Genomic DNA, 21,715 nt, shown 5'->3' on the forward strand with positions numbered 1-21,715 from the left:
CCCTCCTATACAATGCCAGCACTTCGGCAGCACCGATCCTACAACGAGCCACCTCTCTGTTGCAGCAAAAACTGCCGCTTCGGATCTCGCACCCCAAGCATGGCAACACCATCCAAGCCTACATCCAACCTCCGAGTGGCTGCACTGATTGCCACCTCGACCTACGTCACCACCGTTCTGGGCTTTGTTGTCAGCATCATCATTGCGCGAAGCCTGGGGCCGAATGACTATGGGCAGTATGCCTACCTCGTGTGGCTCTCCGGCCTGCTGGTCGTGATCGGCAATCACGGGTTGGGCGTCTCAGGCATCAGATTCATCTCCGAGTATGCAGGCCGGGGAGAACTGGAGGAAGCCAGAAATGTGCACCGATGGCTCAGAAAACAGCAAGTTTTCAGCGTCGCCATCGTACTGACCCTCTTCACCATTTCCACCCTATTTTTCAAACCTGCAGGCTGGGCAGGCAGCACGATCGTGCTGGTGGCCATCATCGCCGTCTGCGTGGCGTGCAAATCATTCTATATATTCAATATATCCATCGCCAAGGGCTACAGAAAATTCTCCGTCGAGTCGTGGTCCAACATGATCGCGACTGTGACCTACACAGTTGGCGCAGGGATACTCGGTTTAATCCACGCCTCACTGAACAGTTTCGCAATATTCTTCGCACTCATCAGCGCGTCCTATATGCTGATGGTGAAATACTTCACAACAAAGGAACAGATCCAACCCGGCAGCGTCGATTGTCGAACTGACACACTCGCCAGGCTCAAGCCCCACCTGAAGTGGACCATCGTGCTCGTGGTGGTCGCCACACTCAGCAACAAGACCATGGAAACCTTCCTGCTGAGCGCTCTGACCAGCCCAGCCGAGGTCGGCTACTTCTCCATCTCGACGGCATTGACTCGGGGCGGGGTTGACCTGCTTTCATCCGTGCTGACCACCATGCTGATGCCACTCATGAGCCACGCCTACGGCGAGGGCGGCATCCAGAGTGTGAACGCCGTCCTGAGCCGTGCGCTGCGCTACTTCACCTTCCTGGGCTTGCTGCTGGCCGGGGTCGGCATGCTCTGGTCGGAACCAGGCATCTTGCTGATGTACGGCCACAAATACGAGCCTGTGGTCAATATTTTGCGCGTCATGACGCTTATCGGCGGATTGACCCTGACCGAAGGTGCTTTCGGCGCACTACTCTCGACAACCGACAATCAGAAACTCTGGGCGCAGACATCCATGATGTCCATTGTGGTGAGCGTGGTGATGTCGGTATCGCTGGTTCCCCTATATGGCTTGACCGGCGCTGTCATGTCTCACGCCATCACGCGCATCACCATTCTCCTGCTGATGACGTGGCAAATTAAAAGGAACATGAATGCCATTCATGTTCCGATCAAAGCCCTCGGCAGCTTGTTTCTGGCCGCCATTTTTGCAATAGGCTGCATCTCGCCGCTGTTGCTGTGGCAGCACAACCCCATCATGGAGTTTGCGTGCGGCTTGATCTTCACCTTGATTTATGTGCCCGCCACCTTTGTCCTGGGCGCGTGGTCAAAAGAGGATTTGAAGGAATTGAACCCGCTTCTGGCTCGATTGCCTGCTCCCATACGGTCGGCCGTGCAGCGATTTCATGACAGCGCACCCCGACAGGGGACGTAAGCGCATACCGCATCGACCGTAAGTCCAGGCGTAACGACGAAAGCGCGTCAGCGAGCTTGAACCCAAGGGGGCAACACACGCCCGAATGGGGTGTCGCGCAAGGCATCAATTCCCGCCCGAAGTCGCTGAATTAGCCCTATGCTTACGGCTTGCACCCAAGCAAGCCAGAGGCTCTCGCATTCACAACAGGCTTGAAAACTGGAAGAACAATCCATGCAATCAACTGCCCACCCCTCCTTTGCCGCGCTTCGTATCGCCACTGTTGCTGCCCTGACCATGGGTTTGAGTGCGTGCGGCACCTTCGAACGCTATCCGGCGGCCCCTGTGAAGGCCGTCAGTCCTGATCATCTGTACAAAATCGGCGCACTGGACCAACTCAATATTGTGGTCTGGCGCAATCCTGACTTGTCCACCACGGTCACGGTGCGGCCCGATGGTCGAATCTCCTTGCCGCTGGTTGAAAATATTGTCGCCGCGGGCCGACAACCTGCTGACTTGTCTCGTGAAATCGAAACTGCGCTGGCCAAGTACATCCGTGAACCTGTGGTCACGGTCATGGTCAACAATTTCCAAGGCGTGAGCACCGAGCAGATCCGTATTGTGGGCGAGGCCGCCAAACCTCAGTCGGTTCCCTATCGCCAGAACATGACGCTGCTGGACGTGATGATCCAGGTTGGTGGCCTGACGGACTTCGCTGATGGCAACGGTGCTGTGCTGGTTCGTGGCGCAGAGTCGGGCAAGCAATACAGCATCAGGCTCAAGGATCTGCTCAAGCGTGGCGACATCTCGGCCAACGTCGACATCCGGCCAGGAGACATCATCATCGTTCCCCAAAGCTGGTTCTGAGGCCATCGACCAACTCTATGGACGACGTATTACGACAGTTTCACGGTGCCTTGTCCGCGATGGGGCGGTACCGGTGGATTGGCACAGCTGCGGCATGGGCCGTTGCCCTGTTGGGGGCGGCAGCTGTCTTTGTCATGCGGGATCGCTATGAAGCCTCTGCACGGGTGTTTGTAGACACCCAGACCGTGCTGAAACCGCTGATGACCGGCCTGGCCTTCCAGCCTGATGTGGACCAGCAAGTCAGCATGCTGGCCAAAACACTGATCAGTCGTCCCAATATGGAACGCCTGGTTTCCTCGCCGCGTATCGGTCTGCAAGGCCTGAGTGATGCTGACCGGGAAAAGGTGATCAGCCACTACACCAAAGACATCAAGGTGACACCCAGCGGCAATGCCAATCTGTTTTCCATCACCTACAAAGACATCAATGCCCAGCGAGCTCAACGGGTGGTGGAAGAACTTGTGTCGCTGTTCGTGACCTCTGGCATCGTGGACAAGCAACGTGACTCGGAGCAGGCGCGTCAATTCCTGGACAACCAGATCAAGGCGTATGAGGCCAAGCTCACCGAGTCGGAAAACCGGCTCAAGGATTTCAAGCTGCGCAACTTCGGTTTGACCGGCACCTCTGACAAGGACTATTTTGCCCGCATGTCGAGCACGACCGAGGAGCTCAACCGATTGAAGGTTGAGCTGCAGGCAGCAGAGCAGTCACGTGATGCCCTTCGAAGGGAGCTCGCCGGCGAAGATCCCACCATCCCGGTAGAGGCCTTGGGCCCGAACATGGGCATCCAGGCCACAGAAACCGAGACGCGACTCGATGCCCAGAAACGTTTGCTGGATGATCTGACCCGTCGCTACACCGACGAACACCCTGATGTGGTTGCCGTCAAGCGCAACATCCAGCAGCTGGAGAACCAACGCAAGTTGGAAGCCGATGCCAAACTCCGCGCCAGCGGGGGCAAGTTGCGCCCAGCCCCGACCAGCCCGGTTTTCCAGCGTATCCGCATGGCACTGGCCGAATCGGAAGCCAAGGTCGCCTCACTGCGCGGCCAGACCTCGGCACTGCAAGCTCAGCTCTCGGAGTCACGCTCACTTGCCTCACGCATGCCTGAGGTGGAGGCCGAACTGGCCCAGTTGAACCGTGACTACGATATTGTCCGCAAGAACTACGAGCAGTTGGTTTCCCGCAGAGAGTCCGCATCCCTGGGCGAAAAAATCGACCAGACCACCAAAGTTGCCGAGTTCCGGGTCGTCGAGCCACCGCGCGTATCCCCGAAGCCATCGCAACCCAGCCGCATCGTGGTGGCCTTTCTGACCCTCATCGCAGCAATAGGTGCAGGAGTCGGCTCAACATTGCTGATCAACCAACTCATGGGCACGGTCAACGACACCCGGCAACTCAAGGAGATCAGTGGCCGCCCCGTGCTGGGAAGCGTCTCGGTCGTCATCGGCCCAGCCGCGCGTGAGGCGGTCGACAGAGACAACAGACTCTTCATGATCAATGTGGCGGCGTTCTTGCTGTTGAACATCGTCTGGCTGGTGGTCGTCGGCCGGCAACTTCTTCCTTGAGGCTACAGATGAGCACCATTGAACGTGCCGCCAAACGGCTGGAAGAACTGCGCCGTGCCGGGGTAGACATTGCCGCCATCGCGTCAGAAGACAAGCCTGCGCCCACCGTAGAGAACACGGGCGACGAGGAACCCCTCCACACCGCGCAGCCCTCGGCCCAGCCCGCCCTCGATACAGCATCCGCCGCAGAGGAAACAAGCGCTGCGCGGGAGCGCCGCAGCCGTGAGGTCGAGCTGGATCTGCGCAAGATGTCGCGAGCCAACCTGCTGGTACCTGGGGACCCTCGCTCGCAGCTGGAAGAAGAATTCCGCATCATCAAGCGCCCGCTGCTGGAAAACGTACGGGGCCAGATCGCCGTGCGGCCGCATCGCGCCAATCTGATCATGGTGACGAGTGCCCTGCCGGGGGAGGGCAAAACCCAAACCGCCATCAACCTGGCCACCAGCATCGCCATGGAACTGGACCACACGGTGTTGCTGGTTGAAGCTGATGTGTTGCGGCCAGCGGTGCTGGAGCGCATGGGCGTGGCCGCACAAAAAGGTCTGTTGGATCTCCTGTCCAACAAAAGCCTGGCTCTGTCCGATGTGCTGCTCAAGACCAACATCCCGAAGCTGACGCTGTTGCCTGCAGGTACAGCCAGTTCGCGCTCGACAGAATTGCTGGCCAGCACGGCCATGGACGAGTTGCTGGAAGAACTCGCCAGCAAGTATGCGGACCGGGTCATCATTTTCGACACGCCACCGCTGCTTTCAACGACAGAGTCGCGCGTGCTTGCTTCCCATATGGGGCAAGTCGTGATGGTTGTAGAGTCGGGCAAGACCCCTACCAGCTCGGTACAACAGGCGTTCGCCACGGTGGAGAGCCATCCGGTGGTACTGAGCATGCTCAACAAGTACCGCGGCCCCAAGGGCAGGAACACCTATGGCTACTATGCACCGTGAGTCAGGTCCCTGCCTGATCCTGATGCTGGTCTTGCTGGCGGGTTGCGTGCCAGCCCAAGCCCAGAATCAAATACCCGCGCAGTCACCCAGGCAGATGCAGTTGCCGATGCAGCCTGAGCCTGCTCAGCAAGGGCCTCAACCCGAGCAAGTCATGCAACTCCAGCCCGTGGTGGACGTGATGCTCACGGCGACCAACAACGCCAACGGTACCGCTACCTATGGCCCACCCAGAAGCGACACCATTCTGAGTGCATCGGCCAGCGCCAACTTCAACGTCAAGGGCGCCCACTCGCGCGCGCAAGGGCAGTGGCGCCTCACGTCGGTCAAGTACGCACGAAACTCGCAACCCAGCCGGGTCCTGCCTTCCGGTCTGGTTGACCTGCACACAGACCTGTATCGCAAGGAGGCAGGCCTCGACGCATCCTTGTCTGCCGACCAGGTTTCCTCAACCGTTGGCACCTTCGCCGATGCCAACAACACGGCCAACACGACCACCAACACGCGGCTGAGCCTTAGCCCGTTCTACCTCAGGGAGTTTGACAGCGAATCCTCCCTGCTGGCCCGGCTCAGGCGCACCTGGATTCACTCATCTTCCAACGGATCGAGCGCGGTCGACGATCGAGGAATGGAGGACAACCACCAGATTCGCTGGGAGCGTCGCCCGGCCAGGCTGGGTTACGCGCTGGACGCAACCTACAGCAAGAGCCCGATCTTTGCGCCGGCAGGCTCTGGCGTGCCTGATTCTGCGCTAACGCGCAAAACGACCTCCGCCTCGCTGCTGTATGCGCTCGCGCCCGAGTTTGCCCTTGGCCCTATTCTGGGTCGTGAGTCCAGCCAGCTGGAAGGCCAGTCCATCAGCGGCGCCATTCGTGGTGCTCAGCTCAAATGGCAACCCAATGAACATACCCAACTCAACGCCACGCTCAAGCACAGCGTCTTTGGCAGAGAGTGGGAGCTGGACTTCAGTCGCAAGATGCCCTGGACCACCTTCGGGATCACCTCGACACGCAAAGCCGAGGCCACCCCGCCTGCGTCCGCCACGGCCCTCAACCTCGGCGCCGTGACACGCGAGACCACCGTCGGCCGCACGGTCTTCACTGGTCGTCGAGACAGCCTCAACCTGAGTGCGGGCCTGACCAGAACCACGCCGATCGAGCGCCTGACTCCGGTCACCGTCAATGGCTCGCCTATTCAGCGAACCAAGGAATACTTTTTCGACACCGAGGCCGTGCATAAACTGACCCCACTGAGCAACCTCACCGGAGGACTGCGGTGGACGCGCGGATCCACGATGACAACGGGCACGGTCACTGGTACCAGAGACTTCGTCGCGCGAATCGGGCTGAGCACCAGGCTCATGTCGGACACGACCGCCACAATGGGCTTCAAGCGACAACTCACCCACAACCCGTCGACCAACACCAGCAGCGAATCCGCCGTGTTTGTTGGCTTGGGGCATCGCTTCTAGGAAATGACCCAGGATGTATGAGTCCTACTTTGGCCTGACGGGCGCGCCATTCCTGCTCAACCCGGACCCCAGCTTCTTCTTTGACAGCCGGGGGCACAGCAGCGCCCTGTCCTATCTGAAGTTTGGCCTGTACCAGGCTGAGGGCTTCATCGTGGTCACCGGCGACATCGGCGCTGGCAAGACCACGCTGGTGCGCACGCTGCTCGATGACATCGACAACGACAAGGTCGTGGCTGCCCAATTGGTGAGCACCCAGCTGGAAGCGGGTGACCTGCTGCGCTCGGCCATCACGGCATTCGGCATCCCGCCCAGAGGGCAGACCAAGGCTGAGCTCATCGCCACGCTGGAGGCTTACCTCACCCTGCTGGCCACGCAAAACAAGCGCGCCGTGCTGATCGTCGACGAAGCGCAAAACCTCAGCCGCGACGCCATCGAAGAGTTGCGCATGCTGTCGAACTTCCAGTTCGGCAACCAGGCGCTGCTGCAAAGCTTCCTGATCGGTCAACCTGAGTTGCGCGACATGCTGCTGTCGCGCAGCCTGGAGCAGTTGCGCCAGCGCGTGATCGCGTCCTACCACCTCGGCCCGATGGACCGGGACGAAACGCGCCGCTACATCGAGCACCGGCTCAAGAAGGTCGGCTGGCAGGACCACCCGCATTTCGATGACGACGCGTTCGACGAGATCTACCAGTGGACGTCGGGCATCCCGCGTCGCATCAACCTGCTGTGCAACCGCCTGCTGCTGGCCACCTTCCTCGCGGAAGGCAACACCATCACGTCAACGGATGTGGCCCGCATTGCCATGGAAATCCGCGCCGAGATTGGTGAACCCACCACATCGCGCACGGCTGACCCCACGCCCAGCGCCACGCCGGCCGTGCAGGAACCGCTGCGGCCCGTGATGGTGCCCACGCTCACCGACAGCGTGAGCCAGCAAGCCGATGCGCCGCGCTTCACCAACGAGCTGCTGCAGCCTCGTGCCACGCGTGGCCCCAAGACACACGCCTTCCTGCTGGTCGTCGGCTCACGCACAGGCTGCGTCCGTGCTGCTGCCCTGCAGAAGGCCTTTGCCACGCGCAGCGATCTGCCTGCCTTGAAAATGCTGCTGCTGAGCGCGCCCGGCCAGTTTGAGCTGACGGCGGACTGGCAGGAGCACCTGGGCATCCGCGAACCGGACTACACCCTGCGCATGCCGCCCGGCTCCACCGTGGGGCAGTTTGCCGACGCCTTGCGCCAGCTCGACAACCTGCTGTCCGAGGTGAACCCGGCCGCCGTGATCGTGCAGGGCGGGGATGACGCCGCGCTCGCCGCCTCACTGGCCTCACACCGCCAGGGCTTGCCCATCATCCACCTGGAAGCGGGGCTGCGCAGTTTCGACCGCACCCGCACGCAGGAAATCAACGCCATGATGTGCGACCACATGGCCGATCTCCTGCTGACGTCTGAATGGGTCGCGCACGACAACCTGGCCAGGGAAGGCATCCCGGCCGACCGCGTGCAGTTCGTGGGCAACCTCGTGATGGACAGCATCCGGGCCATGCTGCCGCAGGCCTCGCCGCCGAAATACACCCTCAGGCAGTTCGGCCAGTCCCCGGACATCCTCAAGCACAAGCACGGCTACGGCCTGGTCAACCTGACCGCATCCGGCATCGGCAGCCAGTTGCTGCCATTGACCGACCTGGTGGCCATCCTGAAATCGATCTGCAGAGACCTGCCCTTGATCTGGGTGGCCAGCGAGACCACACACCAGTTGATCACGCAGAACAATCTGCTGGCAGGCGTCGACGCCAGCCATCTCGCCTTGCTGCCCGTTGTGCCTTATTACAAGATGATCGGCCTGGTGGGCACGGCGGCCTGCATCCTCACGGATTCATCCACCGTCCAGGAAGAGGCGACCATCATGGGCGTGCCCTGCCTGACGCTGCACAATTACACCGAGCGGCGCATCACGGTGGAACAAGGCACGAACATCGCCGTGGGCTGCAACAGCAGCCTGATTCACCGTGCCATTGCCGAAATCCTGCGCGGGGGCGGCAAGAAGGGCCGCTTGCCCAAGTTCTGGGATGGCATGACGGCCAATCGCGTGGCCGAGCACATGGCCGCCTGGTGGAAGCTGCGCGCACCTCGGGAATCTCTGGTCACCACCGTCTGAGTGCCACCACCCAGCCTGCCAGCCTCCCCGTTTTCCCGCTTCCAGCCTCTCGCCTCATGACTTCCAGAAGCCTGCGCATCATTCACACCGTCAGCAGCCTGCAGGGTGGCGGCATGGAGCAATTCGTTCTGCGGTTGGCCGAGTCACAGATCAAAGCCGGGCACGCCGCCTCCATCGTGTCGCTCAACGACGGCCCGCTGCTTGAAATTGCCGCCCAGAAGAACCTGTCTGTCACCTTGATCAACCACGGCCCGATGCTGGCGCGCATTGCACATTGCGCCATGCATTTCGCCTGGCAGGCGCCAGACATCGTGCACTGCCACAACCCGACCTCGCTGCGCTACGCCACCGTCGGCAAACTGGTGTCGGGTGGACGGCTGCTGTTTACCGACCACGCGCAAACCAAAGGGATCATCCGAAAAGGCAGCCCGTTTGAATGGAAGCGGGTGGACGCCTATGTGGCGGTGTCTGGAGAAACTGCCACACACGCAGGAGACATTGGCTACCAAGGCCCCACCGAGGTGATCCACAACGGTGTCGAATTTGCCGCCGCCGGCCGTTCGCGTGACGCGGTGCGCGCGGAGCTTGGATTGGGCAACCGCGCCGTGGTGGTCAACGTGGCCAGTTTCTACCCCGTCAAAGCACAGGACGTGCTGGTCAAAGCTGCGGCGGCCATGAAAAACAATGGTGTGCCTGTGACCACCCTGTTCCTGGGTGATGGTGCTGAACGCGCCCGGGTCGAGCAATTGGCCAGGGATTTGGGCCTGGGGCCACAAGACGTGCGTTTCCTGGGTTTCAGAAACGATGTGCCCGATATTCTGGCGGCCTCCGATATTTTCGCGCTGCCCTCGCGCGCAGAAGGCCTGCCGATGTCGATCCTGGAGGCCATGTCACACCGCCTGCCGGTGGTTTGCACCCCCGTGGGCGGCAACCCGGAACTGGTGCTGGACGGTGAGCACGGCAAACTGACCCCGGTGGACGACGCGGACGCCCTGGCCCAAGCCATCGCACAACTCGTATCGGATCCGGTTTTGAGGCAGCGCCAGGGTGAAGCGGGCTACAAACGGGTCACCCAGGACTTCTCGTTCGAGAGAACCAGCAGCCTGTATGAAGCCATTTATCGGCGCATCCTGAAAGATTGACCGAGCCCGCTCGTCAAACTGAAACAACCCGCAAGTTCACAAAGTCACATCAGTTACAAATAAATCAAAAGGTGTATCTGAAATCACCCAAAAGGGTGAATGGAAAGTGCGGCAAATTCACGGAATCCACGGTCTCCCCCCCAGTTCTAGGGTGCCCCCCCTTGAACGCAGGGTTATGCCGGAGCCGTGCTTTGATGACAATCCCCCCATTACAAAAACTTACCACTTTGGGTTGGGTTGTCGCACATGTTGCTGCGGCCTGGTCTCTAAGAGAGGCGATCATGCTCCGGGTTTTTCAGCATCACATCTCGATTGCGACATTGGCTGAACTGCTGGCAGACAGCCTGACCAGTTTCCTGGCCATCGTGTTGGGTTCTCTCACCATTGCTCACCTCTATGGCGACGCCAATCTGTCACTTGGCATCTCCAGCGCGCTGCGTTCGGGGCTGGGCTTTGCGCTCCTGATTCCGCTGCATTGCGGTCTGGTTGGCGTGTACCGCGAGGGCTCCGAGCGTAAAACCGCTCGCGCCAAGCTGGGCCGCGCCGTGCTGGGTTGCCTGCTGGGCGCCCCCATTGCCTACCAGTTGGCCGTCAAAACGGTGGTGGATGGCAACCAGGCTCAGCAACTGATGGGTTTTGCTGTCGCCTACCTGATGATCGGCCTGCTGATCGTGCGCGGCCTGCTGATGTCCGCCTGGCGCGGCTCGCTGGTTCAACAGCGCGTGCTGATCATCGGCACCGGCCAGGAAGCCCACGCTGTGGCCGCTGACCTGAAGTCCCGCCGTCTGCGCAGCCACTCCGTGATCGGTTTCTATCCCGCTGGCGAATCCGTTCTGCCCGCTGAGGACAAGCGTTTCAACATCTTCTCCCGCTCGACCTCGATCGACGACATCGTGCACAAGCACGACATCAACCAGATCATCGTGGCCGTCAAGGAGCAACGCGGCGGCAACGTGCCGATGGACCAATTGCTGACGGCCCGTATCCACGGCATTCCCGTGATGGACCTGGCCGCCTTTTACGAGCAGACGACGGGCGAAGTGCCTGTTGACAGCCTCAAGGCCAGCTTCCTGGTCTATGGCCGCGGCTTTGCCCAGGACCGCACCCGCATCATCGTCAAGCGTGCTTTTGACGTGGTGACGTCTTCGGTGCTGCTGTTGCTGGCCTCGCCGATCATGCTGCTGACCATGTTGGCCATCAAGCTGGAAAGCAACGGCCCGATCATCTACCGTCAGGAGCGTGTGGGCCTGGCTGGCAAGAGCTTCATGTGCCTGAAGTTTCGCAGCATGCGCACCGACGCCGAAAAGGATGGCGTGGCGGTGTGGGCCACCAAGAACGACTCGCGCATCACCCGCGTGGGCGCCTTCATCCGCAAGACCCGCATTGACGAGCTGCCTCAGTTGTTCAGCGTGCTGTCTGGCGAGATGAGCATGGTGGGCCCTCGCCCCGAGCGCCCCAGCTTCGTGGCACAGCTCAAGGAACAGATCCCGTTTTACGACATCCGCCACAGCGTCAAGCCTGGTGTGACGGGTTGGGCCCAGGTTCGTTATGCCTACGGTGCTTCAGTCGAAGACGCGCTGCACAAGCATCAGTACGACCTGTACTACGTGAAGAACAACTCCCTGTTCCTGGATTTGCTGGTGATCTTTGAGACTGTGAGCGTCGTGCTCTTCCGCGAAGGCGCTCACTGAGGCCACACTGCGGCGGCCCTCCCTCGGTGGCGCACCTCTGGTGCGCCACCGTCATTTCAGGGGGTGGTGTTTCAGACCTGCGTCAAGTTGCAGGACAATGCCAGGTTGCCCGCACTAGCACCGCCCTGTGACAGATCAACCCAGCGTACACACCACTGAAGCCAGCACGCCCCCCAGTTCAGCCCCCGGCGCCACGAGCGGTTCCTGGCTGAAAAAGGGGCTGGCATGGGCTTTGGGCCTGGGTTTGCTGACCTGGCTGCTGGCGCACACCCCTTTTGCTCAGGTTGCGGAGGCCTTTGAGCGCCCCGACTGGCTGACCTGGCTGCTCACGCTCACGGGTTTGCTGGTGAGCTATGTGCTGCGGGCGGCACGCCTGCAGGTGGTGCTGAACCTGGAAGGCCATCACAAGGCGCCTCACCGCTGGCTCGGTGTGCGTACCGATGCCTTGCGGGTCATCCTGATGCACAACGCGGCCATCAACCTGCTGCCCATGCGCGCAGGTGAACTCAGCTTCCCCTGGCTCGCGTCCCGTGAACTGGGCATGCCGGTGGCACGTGCCGTGGCCTGCCTGCTGTGGATGCGCGTGCAGGACGTGATCACCCTCGCCGTACTGGGGCTCTTGCTGTGGCCCGGCCTCCCGCTTTGGATGCGCCTCACCGGCTTTGCAGGCATGGCCGCTGGCTGGCTGGCCCTGGGGCACTGGTCGCGCCGCTGGTTCGCGCGCCACGCAGGCGAAACACAGGCGTCCGGCAAACTGGCGAGTCTCATGCTGAAGCTGAGGCAGGCTTTGCTCGAACCGGAACACCATCACCCTCTGGCCTGGCTGGCCACGCTGGCCAACTGGAGCCTCAAGCTGGCCGCTGGCGCCTGCCTGTTGTCGGCCGTCAGCACCGCCCCCTGGCTGACCTCGTGGGCAGGCGCTTTGGGTGGAGAATTGGCGGCCATCGTACCCTTGCAGGGCCCTGCCGGTTTCGGCACGTACGAAGCAGGCGTCTGGGCCGGCATGGCTGCCCATCTTCCCCCACAATCGACGGCCCTGGCCCATGCCGTGAGTGCGGCACTGGCCCTGCACGTCTGTTTCTTGCTGTGCGCTGTCCTGGCGGGCGCACTGGCATCTGTCTTGACCTGGGCCAACAAGCCTCGTCTGCGTCAGGGTACGCCCTCTGCTCGTCTGCCTGACTGAGCGGGGGCGGGTTTGTTTGCTAGAAAGTGAAGTCATGAATGTTGCCGCGACGGCCCAGCCCGTCTCTACCGATGCCGTGCCCAACCACCGCCTGTCCGTGGTGGTGCCGATGTACAACGAGGTCGATAACGTCGAGCCCTTTGTCACGGCCATGCACGAGGCGCTGGGCGACTACCCCTTCGACTGGGAGCTCATCATCGTCAACGATGGCAGCCGCGACGGCACCCAGAAGGTGCTTGATGAGCAAGCCCGTTTGCGCGGCCCCCATGTGCGGCCCATCCACCTGTGGCGCAACTTCCGGCAGACGGCCGCCATGCAAGCGGGCATCGACGCCGCACGCGGTGATGTGATCGTGACGCTGGACGGCGACCTGCAGAACGACCCCAAGGACATCCCCAAGCTGGTGGCACGCCTGCTGCGTGAAGACCTGGACCTGGTCGCCGGCTGGCGCCAGAACCGCCAGGACGGCCTGTGGCTGCGCAAGGTGCCCTCGCGCATCGCCAACCGCCTGATCCGCAAGATCACGCAACTGGAGTTCCAGGATCTGGGTTGCAGCCTGAAGGCCTACCGCGCCAGCGTGCTCAAGCGCGTGAGCCTGTATGGCGAGATGCACCGCTTCATCCCGGCCTGGATGGCCACGGTGACCTCGCCTGCGCGCATGGCCGAAGAACCGGTGAGCCACCATGCCCGCACGCGGGGTGAATCCAAATACGGCATTTCGCGCACGCTGCGCGTGGTGCTGGACTTGCTGGCCGTGAATTTCTTCTTGCGTTTCTCCGGGCGCCCGGGCCACTTCTTCGGTGGCGTGGGCCTCGCGGTCGGGCTCGTGGGTGGCCTGATCCTGAGTTACCTGGCCGTGCTGAAAATGCTCGGCCAGAACATCGGCGGGCGACCGCTGCTCTGGCTGGGCTTCTTTTGCGTGCTGGGTGGGCTGCAGTTCCTCACCACAGGCGTGCTGGCCGAGTTGCTGATCCGCATTTACTACGACCGAGGCGAAGTGGCGCCGTATCACACCAGTGAAGCGCCCCAGCTGCATGCCGACACCGCCTGGCACCAGCCGCATTGACGCTGTTTGTTGTTGTCATTGACCCCACACCATGAACCAACCCACCAATGCATTAGTTGTCTCCACTGGCGCTGCACCAGTGGCCAAACGCCCATCCGGGCAACGCTGGCCCAAGATCTGGGGGCCACGCATGTGGAAACTGCTGGCGCTGGTCGCCGTGCTGTTTGTGTACCGGCTGTGGGTGGTCAAGCACTCGGGCATCTCGCTGTTCTTTGACGAAGCCCAGTACTGGGATTGGTCCAAGCACCTGGCCTGGGGTTACTTCTCCAAGCCGCCCTTGATCGCTGGCTTGATCTGGCTGAGCACGGCCCTGTTCGGCTCGGGCGTGCTGGGGGTCAAGGCCATCGTGATGCTGCTCTACCCGGCCACCGCATTGAGCATGGTCGGGCTGGCGCGCGCGCTCTGGCCAACCAGCAGCGGCGTGCGCACCGGCATGGTGGCGGGCGCCCTGTTCATGACCATCCCCATGGTGGGCCTGATGGGCATGTTCGCGTCAACAGACGCACCCTTGATCCTGTGCTGGACCCTGGCTTCGTGGGCCTTGTGGCGCGCGCAGGTCACCAACCGGATGAGCCACTGGGCGCTGCTGGGCGTGGCATGCGGCATCGGCCTGATGGGCAAGTACACCATGGCGGCGTTCGCCTTGACCGCCGTCTGGACCCTGTGGGCCGTGCATGGCCCCGAGCGCGGCGTGTTCCGGCTCGGGCCCTGGTTGGCCGCTGCCATTGCCTTGGCGCTGCTGTCGCCCAACTTGATCTGGAATGCCCACAATGGCTTCCCGACCATGCAGCACACCGTCGAGCTGACGGCCCAATCCGATCGCTCGGGCGGCATCCTGCCGACGCTGGTCTTTCTGGCCGGGCAGGTGCTGATGCTGGGCCCCGTGGCAGTGATCGCCGGCCTGTGGCTGTTCAAGAGCACCCCCGCACCGAGCAACCCGAACACGGCGCCGACCAGCCAGTGGGCATCATCCAGCCAGATGATGCCGCCCAGCCAGTGGAAGCACTCCACCCAGGCGCAGCCTTCGAGCCAACCGGGCGCCACAGCTGATGGCACGCCTGTCAAACGCCCGGTGGTGCGCAACTCGGCTTACTACCTGGCCTCGGTGTCGAGCTACCGCTTCCTGTGGGCCATGAGCCTGCCGCTGCAGATCGTGGCCATCGTGCAGGCGCTGTATGCCGATGCGCATGTGAACTGGGCTGCGCCGTCCATGGTGGGCTTCACGCTGCTGATCGCCTCGCGCCTGAGCCGGCCACTGGTGCCGCTGGCCTCGCCCCGCCCCACCGGCTGGCTGGTGGCCGTGCTGGCCTCCAACCTCGTGCTGACGTCCATCACCCTGCACCTGCGCGATATCGTCGGGCCCACGCTGCCTTCCAAGTTCGATGTGCTGGTGCGCATGCGCGGCTGGCAGGAGGCTTTTGCCGACCTGGCGCCTGAGCTGGAAGACCCCGTGGTGACGGGCCTGCCAGTGCTGACGGATTCACGCCTGCTGATCACCGAGGCGGCTTACCACTGGCGCCGCTACAACGTGAAGACGCTGGCCTGGAACCCCAAGGGGCAACGCCACGATCACTACGAGATGACGCGCAGCCTGCCCAACAAGGTGGGTGCCGATGTGCTGCTGCTGACCAGCGACCCCAAGCCTGACGAGATCACCAAGCGCTTTGCCATCATCCGCCCGCTGAAGTCGACCCAGATCGCGGTGGGGCCTGATCGCAATGTGGAAATGCACCTGTTCTTCCTGCGTGGCTTCCTGGGCTATGACCAGAAGAGCTACCTGGAACAAAGTGGTGCGGACAGACCTGACACGACACCTGATGGACAGTGAGTTCCGGCGTCGTTCGCGGCGTCATCTTGAGGCAGACAACCCTGATGAGCTGGACACCCGGCTGATCTGGGCGGGCCTGTTCTTTTCGCTGGCGATCTTTGCCCAGTTCCCGGGGCTGGATCTGCTGGTGTCCGTGAACTACTACAGTGCCGAGCACGGCTTCTTTCACCGCGATGACGCCTTGGTGCGCGCGCTGTATGACTGGACGCCCTGGCTGGGCCGTGGCTTGATCGTGGTGCTGGCGCTGTTTGCGCTGCTGGCCCCGTGGATCGGCCGATTGTTCCGCAAGACGGGGCATCCGGATCTGGCTGAGCGCAGCACAGGCCCCTGGCGCCACCTGGCTACCGTGTCCGTTTGCGCGGCCTTGCTGGGCAATGGGCTGGTCATCGAGGGGCTTTGCAAGGGCCTCATGGGCCGCCCTCGCCCGGTTCAGGTCGAGCAATTCGGCGGGCAGGAAACCTACCGCGGCCCCTTCAACCCGGGCAGTGACCCCGCCCACCACCGCAGCTTTGTCAGCAGCCATGCCGCAGCAGGTTTCGCCTTGATGAGCCTGGGGCTGACCTGTGGCCCCGTCTGGCGCCGCCGCTGGCTCTTGATTGGCACACTCGCTGGTGGCATTGTGGGCATGGGCCGCATGATGCAGGGGGGGCACTTCCTCAGCGACATCATCTTTGCCTTCTACGCCATATGGTTATCGTGTGAACTGGTAGCCTGGGTTGATCGACGCCGTCTTTCCCGTTCGAGATCATGAGTTCCGCTCCTACCTCCGCCAACACCGCCAATTCGGTTTCATACGACTACGACCTGCAGGACGCCAATGGTGCGACCTGCACGGCCCACGCCTGGGCCAAGGTGCCCGCGCCCTTGAGCGCCGAGGCCAAGGCCGAGATCAAGGCGCGCATCAAGGCCCTACTGAAAGAGCGCAATGCCGTGCTGGTGGCCCACTATTACGTGGACGGCGACCTGCAGGACCTGGCCCAGGAAACCGGCGGCTGCGTGTCGGACTCGCTGGAGATGGCGCGTTTTGGCCGTGACCACAGCGCCCAGACCCTGATCGTCGCGGGCGTGAAGTTCATGGGCGAGTCGTCCAAGATCCTCAGCCCCGGCAAGCGCGTGCTGATGCCCGACCTGGACGCCACCTGCTCGCTGGACCTGGGCTGCCCTGCTGAAGACTTCGTCAAGTTCTGCGATGCCCACCCGGACCGCAAGGTGGTGGTCTACGCCAACACCAGCGCAGCCGTGAAAGCCCGCGCCGACTGGATGGTGACCAGCTCGTGCGCCCTGTCCATCGTCAAGCACCTGAAGGACCAGGGAGAGAAGATCCTGTGGGCGCCTGACCGCCACCTGGGCCGCTACATCCAGAAAGAAACCGGCGCCGACATGCTGATGTGGAACGGCGCCTGCATCGTGCACGACGAGTTCAAGGGCCTAGAGCTGGACCTGCTCAAGAAGGACCACCCCAAGGCCCTGGTGCTGGTGCACCCCGAATCGCCCGAAAGCGTCGTGGCCCAGGCCGACGTGGTGGGGTCGACCTCGCAGTTGCTCAAGGCCGTGGTCGAGTCCGACGCGCCCGAGTTCATCGTGGCCACCGACAACGGCATCCTGCACCGCATGCGCCAGATGGCACCCCACAAGGTGCTGATCGAAGCGCCCACCGCTGGCAACAGCGCCACGTGCAAGAGCTGCGCGCACTGCCCCTGGATGGCCATGAACGGCCTGCAAGGCGTGCTGGACTGCCTTGAGAAAGGCACCGGCGAGATCACTGTGGACGAAGCCATCCGCGTGAAGGCCCATGGTTGCATCGACCGCATGCTCGATTTCGTGGCCAAGAACCCCGCGGCCATCACCAAGCCGGCCCAAGGCTTCGTGCCCAACATCGGCGCGGCCTGATCGCCCCCGGCTGGCCGCTGATCTGTCGCCCCAGCCTGGCACCTGCTCGACTTCCTCGATATAGACCATCATGTTCGACCACAACGAGACCCTGCAAGAAGCCCGTGAACGCAATGTGCGCGACGCCCTGTTCGAAGACGTGGGTGTGTGCGACTGGACGGCGCAACTGGTGCCCGCCGGCCAGCGCGTGAAGTCGCGCCTGATCGTGCGCGAAGAGGCTGTGTTGTGCGGCCGTGAATGGTTCGAAGCCTGCCTGTTCAGGCTGGACCCGAAAGCATCCATCACCTGGGCGTATGCCGAAGGTGCGCTGATGGCGCCGGACACCGAGGTCTGCCTGATCGAATGCGATGCGCGCGCCATGTTGACGGCCGAGCGCCCGGGCATCAACTTCCTGCAGACGCTGTCGGCGGTGGCCACCCTCACCCACCGCCACATGAAGGCCATTGAAGGCGCCTCGCCCAACCCGCGCGGCTGCGTGGTGCTGGACACCCGCAAGACCCTGCCCGGCTTGCGTCTGGCCCAGAAGTACGCCGTGCGCGTGGGCGGTGGCGCCAACCAGCGCCTGGCCTTGTACGACGGCATCCTGATCAAGGAAAACCACATTGCCGCAGCCGGCAGCGTGACCGCCGCCGTGAAGAATGCGCAGGCCCTGGTGGCCGCGCAGCCCTCGCCCCAGCGTGAGCAAATCACCATCCAGGTGGAAGTCGAGAACCTTGACGAATTGCGCGAAGCCCTGGCTGCGGGTGCCGTCAGCGTCCTGCTGGACAATTTCACCTACGACATGATGCGGGCCGCCGTGGCCCTCAACAAGGAGCTGGCCAAGGGCGAGGCCCTGCTGGAAGTCTCCGGTGGTGTCACCCTGGACCAATTGCGTGACATCGCCGTCACGGGCGTGGACCGCATCTCGATCGGCAAGCTCACCAAGGACGTCAAGGCGGTGGACTTCTCGCTGCGCGTGCTGGAGCGCATTGGCGGCTGAACGACGCCGAATAGGCCTGGGTACCTGTCTGGCACCTGGGCGCGCCAATCAACAAAGGGGCCAAGCAGGCCCCTTTTTCACGACACAGCAAGCCCAGGCTGGGCGACACTGTCCGGTGTACTTCCATCGAGATGGGCCCCGCCATGGCATCCGATTTCACGACGCTGCACAACTACTACGAGAAACAGGTGGTCGACCTGGTTCTGGAACAGGCCGCCCATTACCCCTTGCTGGACAAGGACCACCTGCCTGACGTGGCCTGTGTGGCGCTCAACCGGCTACCGCCGCGCTACATCCGCCACCAGGTGGACCTGGCTTTTCACATGACCGAGAAAGAGCGCCAGGACAGCGAGCAGTTGATCCAGGACGCGGTCAAGTTCGCGTTCGAGTTCGTGCAGGCCCGCTACGCGATGCGCGCCAGACGCTGAACGCGCCCGGGTTCCCCCGAGGCACACAAACCCGTATTTGTCGACCCACCGACATCATCGTCAGGTGCTTGGCGCCAGCATGGGCCACTTTCAAATGGAGTCGCCCATGAACAAGCTTGCATCCGGCCTGCGTGGCCCACTCACCAAACTCGTTCGCCTTGCCACGATCACCCCGCTGCTTGCGGCCATCCTGGCGCTGGCCTTGCCTGCACACGCGGCCACATCAGACTTCACGGCCAGCTACAAGGGTGGCTCCAGCAGTTGCGGCACCACGTACCAGATCAAGGGCAAGGAGCCTGCCGATCAGAACAAACACCCGGTGTTCATCTACATGGTGGGCACCAGCGACACCTACGACAACGCGCAGGCCATGACCGCCGTGCAGGGCATGGCCGATCGCGGTTATGTCGCGGCCACCATCGAATATCCGAACGCGGCAATGGGCTTTTGCAACACGCTGACGGCGCGCAGCAAGTGCATCTTCGACCAGTCGAGTGCCCAAAGCGCCGTGGCAGCCCTGTGTTCGCGTGAGCACGCCGATTGCGGCAAGGGCATGGTGGTGGGCGGTTTCAGCCAAGGCGCCTTGCTGAGCATCCTGGCCAAGAACTTCGATAACCGGGTCGAGGCGGTCTATGCCACGGGCGCCCACAAGAACTACATCATCTACAACGTCAATGCCTGCGTAGGCAATGGCAAACGCGTGTTGCCATCGTCACGCTTGCGCGTGGTCAACGGCGAGAACGACCTGTATGGCGGTGGCACGCAGGCCGGCGTGCGAAGCAGCAGCGAGGCGCTCACGGGCTACCAGTGCAATGGCACGAGCTGCCTGCAAGGCAATGGCAGCGGCTGGCGCATGGTGCTGAAAAGCGAGGTGCAGGATGGCTCGGCTGACCACTGCTACATCCGCGCCAACAGCTGCCTGAGCAATCAGAACAACCTGGACCCAGGCTGGGCGACCGGAACCGCCGAGTGGACGCTCAACGGCAACCTCGACTGGTTGACGCAGTTCACGGCGCGCTGAGCCCACCCTCAGGAAAAGATGCCGACCGGCCGCCTCAAGGCAACCAGGCATCCTTTTTCTTGGGCTTCTTGCACAGGATGGTCGGGAAGCTGACCGGCAAGGTGCGCGGGTAGTCGCGGCTGAAATGCAGGCCGCGGCTTTCCTGGCGTGACAGGGCCGAGCGCACGATGAGCTCGGCGCAATCCACCAGGTTGCGCAATTCCAGCAAGTCGCGGCTGACGCGGAAGGCCGCGTAGTAATCGTCGATCTCGTGGCGCAGCAGCTTGATGCGGTGCAAGGCGCGCTCCAGGCGGCGCGTGGTGCGCACGATGCCCACGTAGTTCCACATCACCAGGCGCAGTTCGTCCCAGTTGTGGGCGATGACGACTTCCTCGTCGGCGTCCGTCACCTGGCTTTCGTCCCAGTCGGGCACCTTGGGCGCCGAGGCGGGGATCTGCCCCTGGATGTCTTCGGCGCACGTGCGGCCCAGCACCACGCATTCCAGCAAGGAGTTGCTGGCCAGGCGGTTGGCGCCATGCAGGCCGGTGTAGGTGGTCTCGCCCACGGCATACAGGCCCGGCAGGTCGGTGCGGCCGTGCAGGTCGGTCACCACGCCGCCGCAGGTGTAGTGCGCCGCCGGCACCACGGGAATGGGTTGCTTCGCGATGTCGATGCCCAAGGACAGGCAGCGCGCGTAGATGGTCGGGAAGTGCTCTTTGAGGAAGGCTTCGCCGAGGTGCGTCGCATCCAGCCAGACGTGGTCCACGCCGTGCTTCTTCATCTCGAAGTCGATCGCGCGGGCCACGATGTCACGCGGGGCCAGTTCGCCGCGCTCGTCGTGGTCGGGCATGAAGCGCGTGCCATCGGGCAGACGCAGGATGCCGCCTTCGCCACGCAGGGCTTCGGTGATCAGGAAGCTGCGCTCTTGCGGGTGGTACAGGCAGGTCGGGTGGAACTGGATGAACTCCATGTTGCCGACGCGGCAGCCTGCGCGCCAGGCCATGGCGATGCCGTCGCCCGTGGACGTCTCAGGGTTGGTGGTGTAGCGGTAGACCTTGCCCGCGCCGCCGGTGGCCAGCACGACCGCCGAAGCAGCCAGGGTTTCGACGCGGTGGGTTTCAATGTCCAGGGCATACACGCCATGGCAGCGTTGGGCTTCCTGCTGCTCTTGCGCAGATTTTTTGAGGTGGCGGTTGGTGATCAGGTCGACCGCCATCCACTTTTCGCGCAGCTGGATGTTGGGGTGGCGCTTGACCTCGGCCAGCAGCACGTCGTGGATGGCCTTGCCGGTGGCGTCCGCTGCGTGGGCGATGCGGCGCACGGCATGGCCGCCTTCGCGGGTCAGGTGCAGGCCCAGGGGGCCATCGGGGTCAGGCGAGAACGGCACACCACGGGCCACCAGCCATTCAACGGCCTGGGCGCTGTGGCGGGCGATGAACTCGGCGGTGTGCTCGTCCACCAGACCGGCGCCGGCCTCCTGTGTGTCGCGCACGTGCGAGGCGATGCTGTCGTCGCTGCCCAGCACGCCGACGATGCCGCCTTGCGCCCAGGCGGTGGCGGCCTCTTCAAGCTGGCGTTTGGCCAGCACGATCACGGGCTGGGTTTCCGCCAGGTGCAACGCCACCGTCAAACCGGCCAGACCGGCCCCGATGATGACAACAGGCAAGGACGAATCCGACGCAGCAGACATAAATACTCGCGAGCCGTGAGGCAAAAGGTAGGCGCTGATTCTATCGCCGGAGCTCCCTTTCATAGGCGCAAGCAAACCGATGCGCAAGGCTGGGTATTCCTCTGCCCTCATTTATTGGCAGGCGCTAGAACAATGGGGTAGCCTGCCTGTTCACCCCACTGCTTCGGCTCAAGCCCCCTGCATATCCACTGAC

At 62.7% G+C, this 21,715-nt stretch carries 17 protein-coding genes; 16 read left to right on the plus strand and 1 reads right to left on the minus strand.

Going from position 1 to position 21,715, the window contains the following annotated elements:
• The first annotated feature begins 135 nt into the window (after positions 1-135).
• From JY96_RS03380 to JY96_RS03455, 16 genes are all read left to right on the plus strand, one after another.
• Positions 136-1,650, plus strand: coding sequence for an oligosaccharide flippase family protein (locus JY96_RS03380; protein WP_035034953.1), 1,515 nt, complete (start codon positions 136-138; stop codon positions 1,648-1,650).
• A gap of 213 nt (positions 1,651-1,863) precedes the next feature.
• Positions 1,864-2,496, plus strand: coding sequence for an XrtA/PEP-CTERM system exopolysaccharide export protein (locus tag JY96_RS03385; RefSeq protein WP_035034956.1), 633 nt, complete (start codon positions 1,864-1,866; stop codon positions 2,494-2,496).
• A gap of 17 nt (positions 2,497-2,513) precedes the next feature.
• Positions 2,514-4,064, plus strand: coding sequence for an XrtA system polysaccharide chain length determinant (locus JY96_RS03390; protein WP_035034958.1), 1,551 nt, complete (start codon positions 2,514-2,516; stop codon positions 4,062-4,064).
• Positions 4,065-4,072: 8 nt separating this feature from the next.
• Positions 4,073-5,005, plus strand: a complete 933-nt coding sequence (locus JY96_RS03395; protein WP_035034960.1) for an XrtA-associated tyrosine autokinase — start codon at positions 4,073-4,075, stop codon at positions 5,003-5,005.
• Positions 4,986-6,473, plus strand: a complete 1,488-nt coding sequence (locus tag JY96_RS03400) for a TIGR03016 family PEP-CTERM system-associated outer membrane protein (RefSeq protein ID WP_152606348.1) — start codon at positions 4,986-4,988, stop codon at positions 6,471-6,473. Before JY96_RS03395 ends, JY96_RS03400 begins: the two co-directional genes overlap by 20 nt.
• A 13-nt stretch (positions 6,474-6,486) precedes the next feature.
• Positions 6,487-8,625, plus strand: a complete 2,139-nt coding sequence (locus JY96_RS23505; RefSeq protein WP_035034965.1) for an XrtA/PEP-CTERM system-associated ATPase — start codon at positions 6,487-6,489, stop codon at positions 8,623-8,625.
• A gap of 56 nt (positions 8,626-8,681) precedes the next feature.
• A complete protein-coding gene (locus tag JY96_RS03410) occupies positions 8,682-9,767 on the plus strand; it encodes a glycosyltransferase family 4 protein (protein ID WP_035034968.1) in 1,086 nt (361 codons plus the stop codon).
• Between the two features lie 281 nt (positions 9,768-10,048).
• Positions 10,049-11,458, plus strand: coding sequence for a TIGR03013 family XrtA/PEP-CTERM system glycosyltransferase (locus JY96_RS03415; RefSeq protein WP_035034970.1), 1,410 nt, complete (start codon positions 10,049-10,051; stop codon positions 11,456-11,458).
• 127 nt (positions 11,459-11,585) lie between these two features.
• Positions 11,586-12,641 (plus strand): lysylphosphatidylglycerol synthase transmembrane domain-containing protein, encoded by a 1,056-nt coding sequence (locus tag JY96_RS03420; RefSeq protein ID WP_081961004.1) that lies wholly within the window; start codon positions 11,586-11,588, stop codon positions 12,639-12,641.
• Between the two features lie 34 nt (positions 12,642-12,675).
• Entirely contained in the window at positions 12,676-13,707 is a 1,032-nt protein-coding gene (locus JY96_RS03425) for a glycosyltransferase family 2 protein (RefSeq protein ID WP_052162089.1), read from the plus strand.
• Between the two features lie 31 nt (positions 13,708-13,738).
• Positions 13,739-15,535 carry a glycosyltransferase family 39 protein gene (locus tag JY96_RS03430; RefSeq protein ID WP_081961005.1) on the plus strand — a complete coding sequence of 599 codons (1,797 nt, stop codon included), beginning with the start codon at positions 13,739-13,741 and terminating at the stop codon, positions 15,533-15,535.
• A complete protein-coding gene (locus tag JY96_RS21905; protein WP_052162090.1) occupies positions 15,525-16,286 on the plus strand; it encodes a phosphatase PAP2 family protein in 762 nt (253 codons plus the stop codon). The genes JY96_RS03430 and JY96_RS21905 overlap by 11 nt, the downstream gene beginning before the upstream one ends.
• Positions 16,283-17,425 carry a quinolinate synthase NadA gene (gene nadA, locus JY96_RS03440; protein ID WP_081961007.1) on the plus strand — a complete coding sequence of 381 codons (1,143 nt, stop codon included), beginning with the start codon at positions 16,283-16,285 and terminating at the stop codon, positions 17,423-17,425. Before JY96_RS21905 ends, nadA begins: the two co-directional genes overlap by 4 nt.
• 70 nt (positions 17,426-17,495) lie before the next feature.
• Complete coding sequence (nadC, locus tag JY96_RS03445) at positions 17,496-18,404, plus strand: carboxylating nicotinate-nucleotide diphosphorylase (protein WP_035034975.1); 909 nt, start codon at positions 17,496-17,498, stop codon at positions 18,402-18,404.
• Between the two features lie 143 nt (positions 18,405-18,547).
• Positions 18,548-18,832, plus strand: coding sequence for a late competence development ComFB family protein (locus tag JY96_RS03450; protein WP_035041034.1), 285 nt, complete (start codon positions 18,548-18,550; stop codon positions 18,830-18,832).
• A gap of 106 nt (positions 18,833-18,938) precedes the next feature.
• A complete protein-coding gene (locus JY96_RS03455; RefSeq protein ID WP_152606349.1) occupies positions 18,939-19,853 on the plus strand; it encodes a hypothetical protein in 915 nt (304 codons plus the stop codon).
• Between the two features lie 34 nt (positions 19,854-19,887).
• Here the strand turns inward: JY96_RS03455 and nadB are convergent, their stop codons facing one another.
• The gene (nadB, locus tag JY96_RS03460) at positions 19,888-21,522 is read right to left on the minus strand and encodes an L-aspartate oxidase (RefSeq protein WP_035034977.1); all 1,635 of its coding nucleotides are present in this window, start codon (positions 21,520-21,522) and stop codon (positions 19,888-19,890) included.
• Positions 21,523-21,715: the final 193 nt, after the last annotated feature.

The sequence above is a fragment of the Aquabacterium sp. NJ1 genome (assembly GCF_000768065.1).
Lineage (GTDB): Bacteria > Pseudomonadota > Gammaproteobacteria > Burkholderiales > Burkholderiaceae_C > Aquabacterium.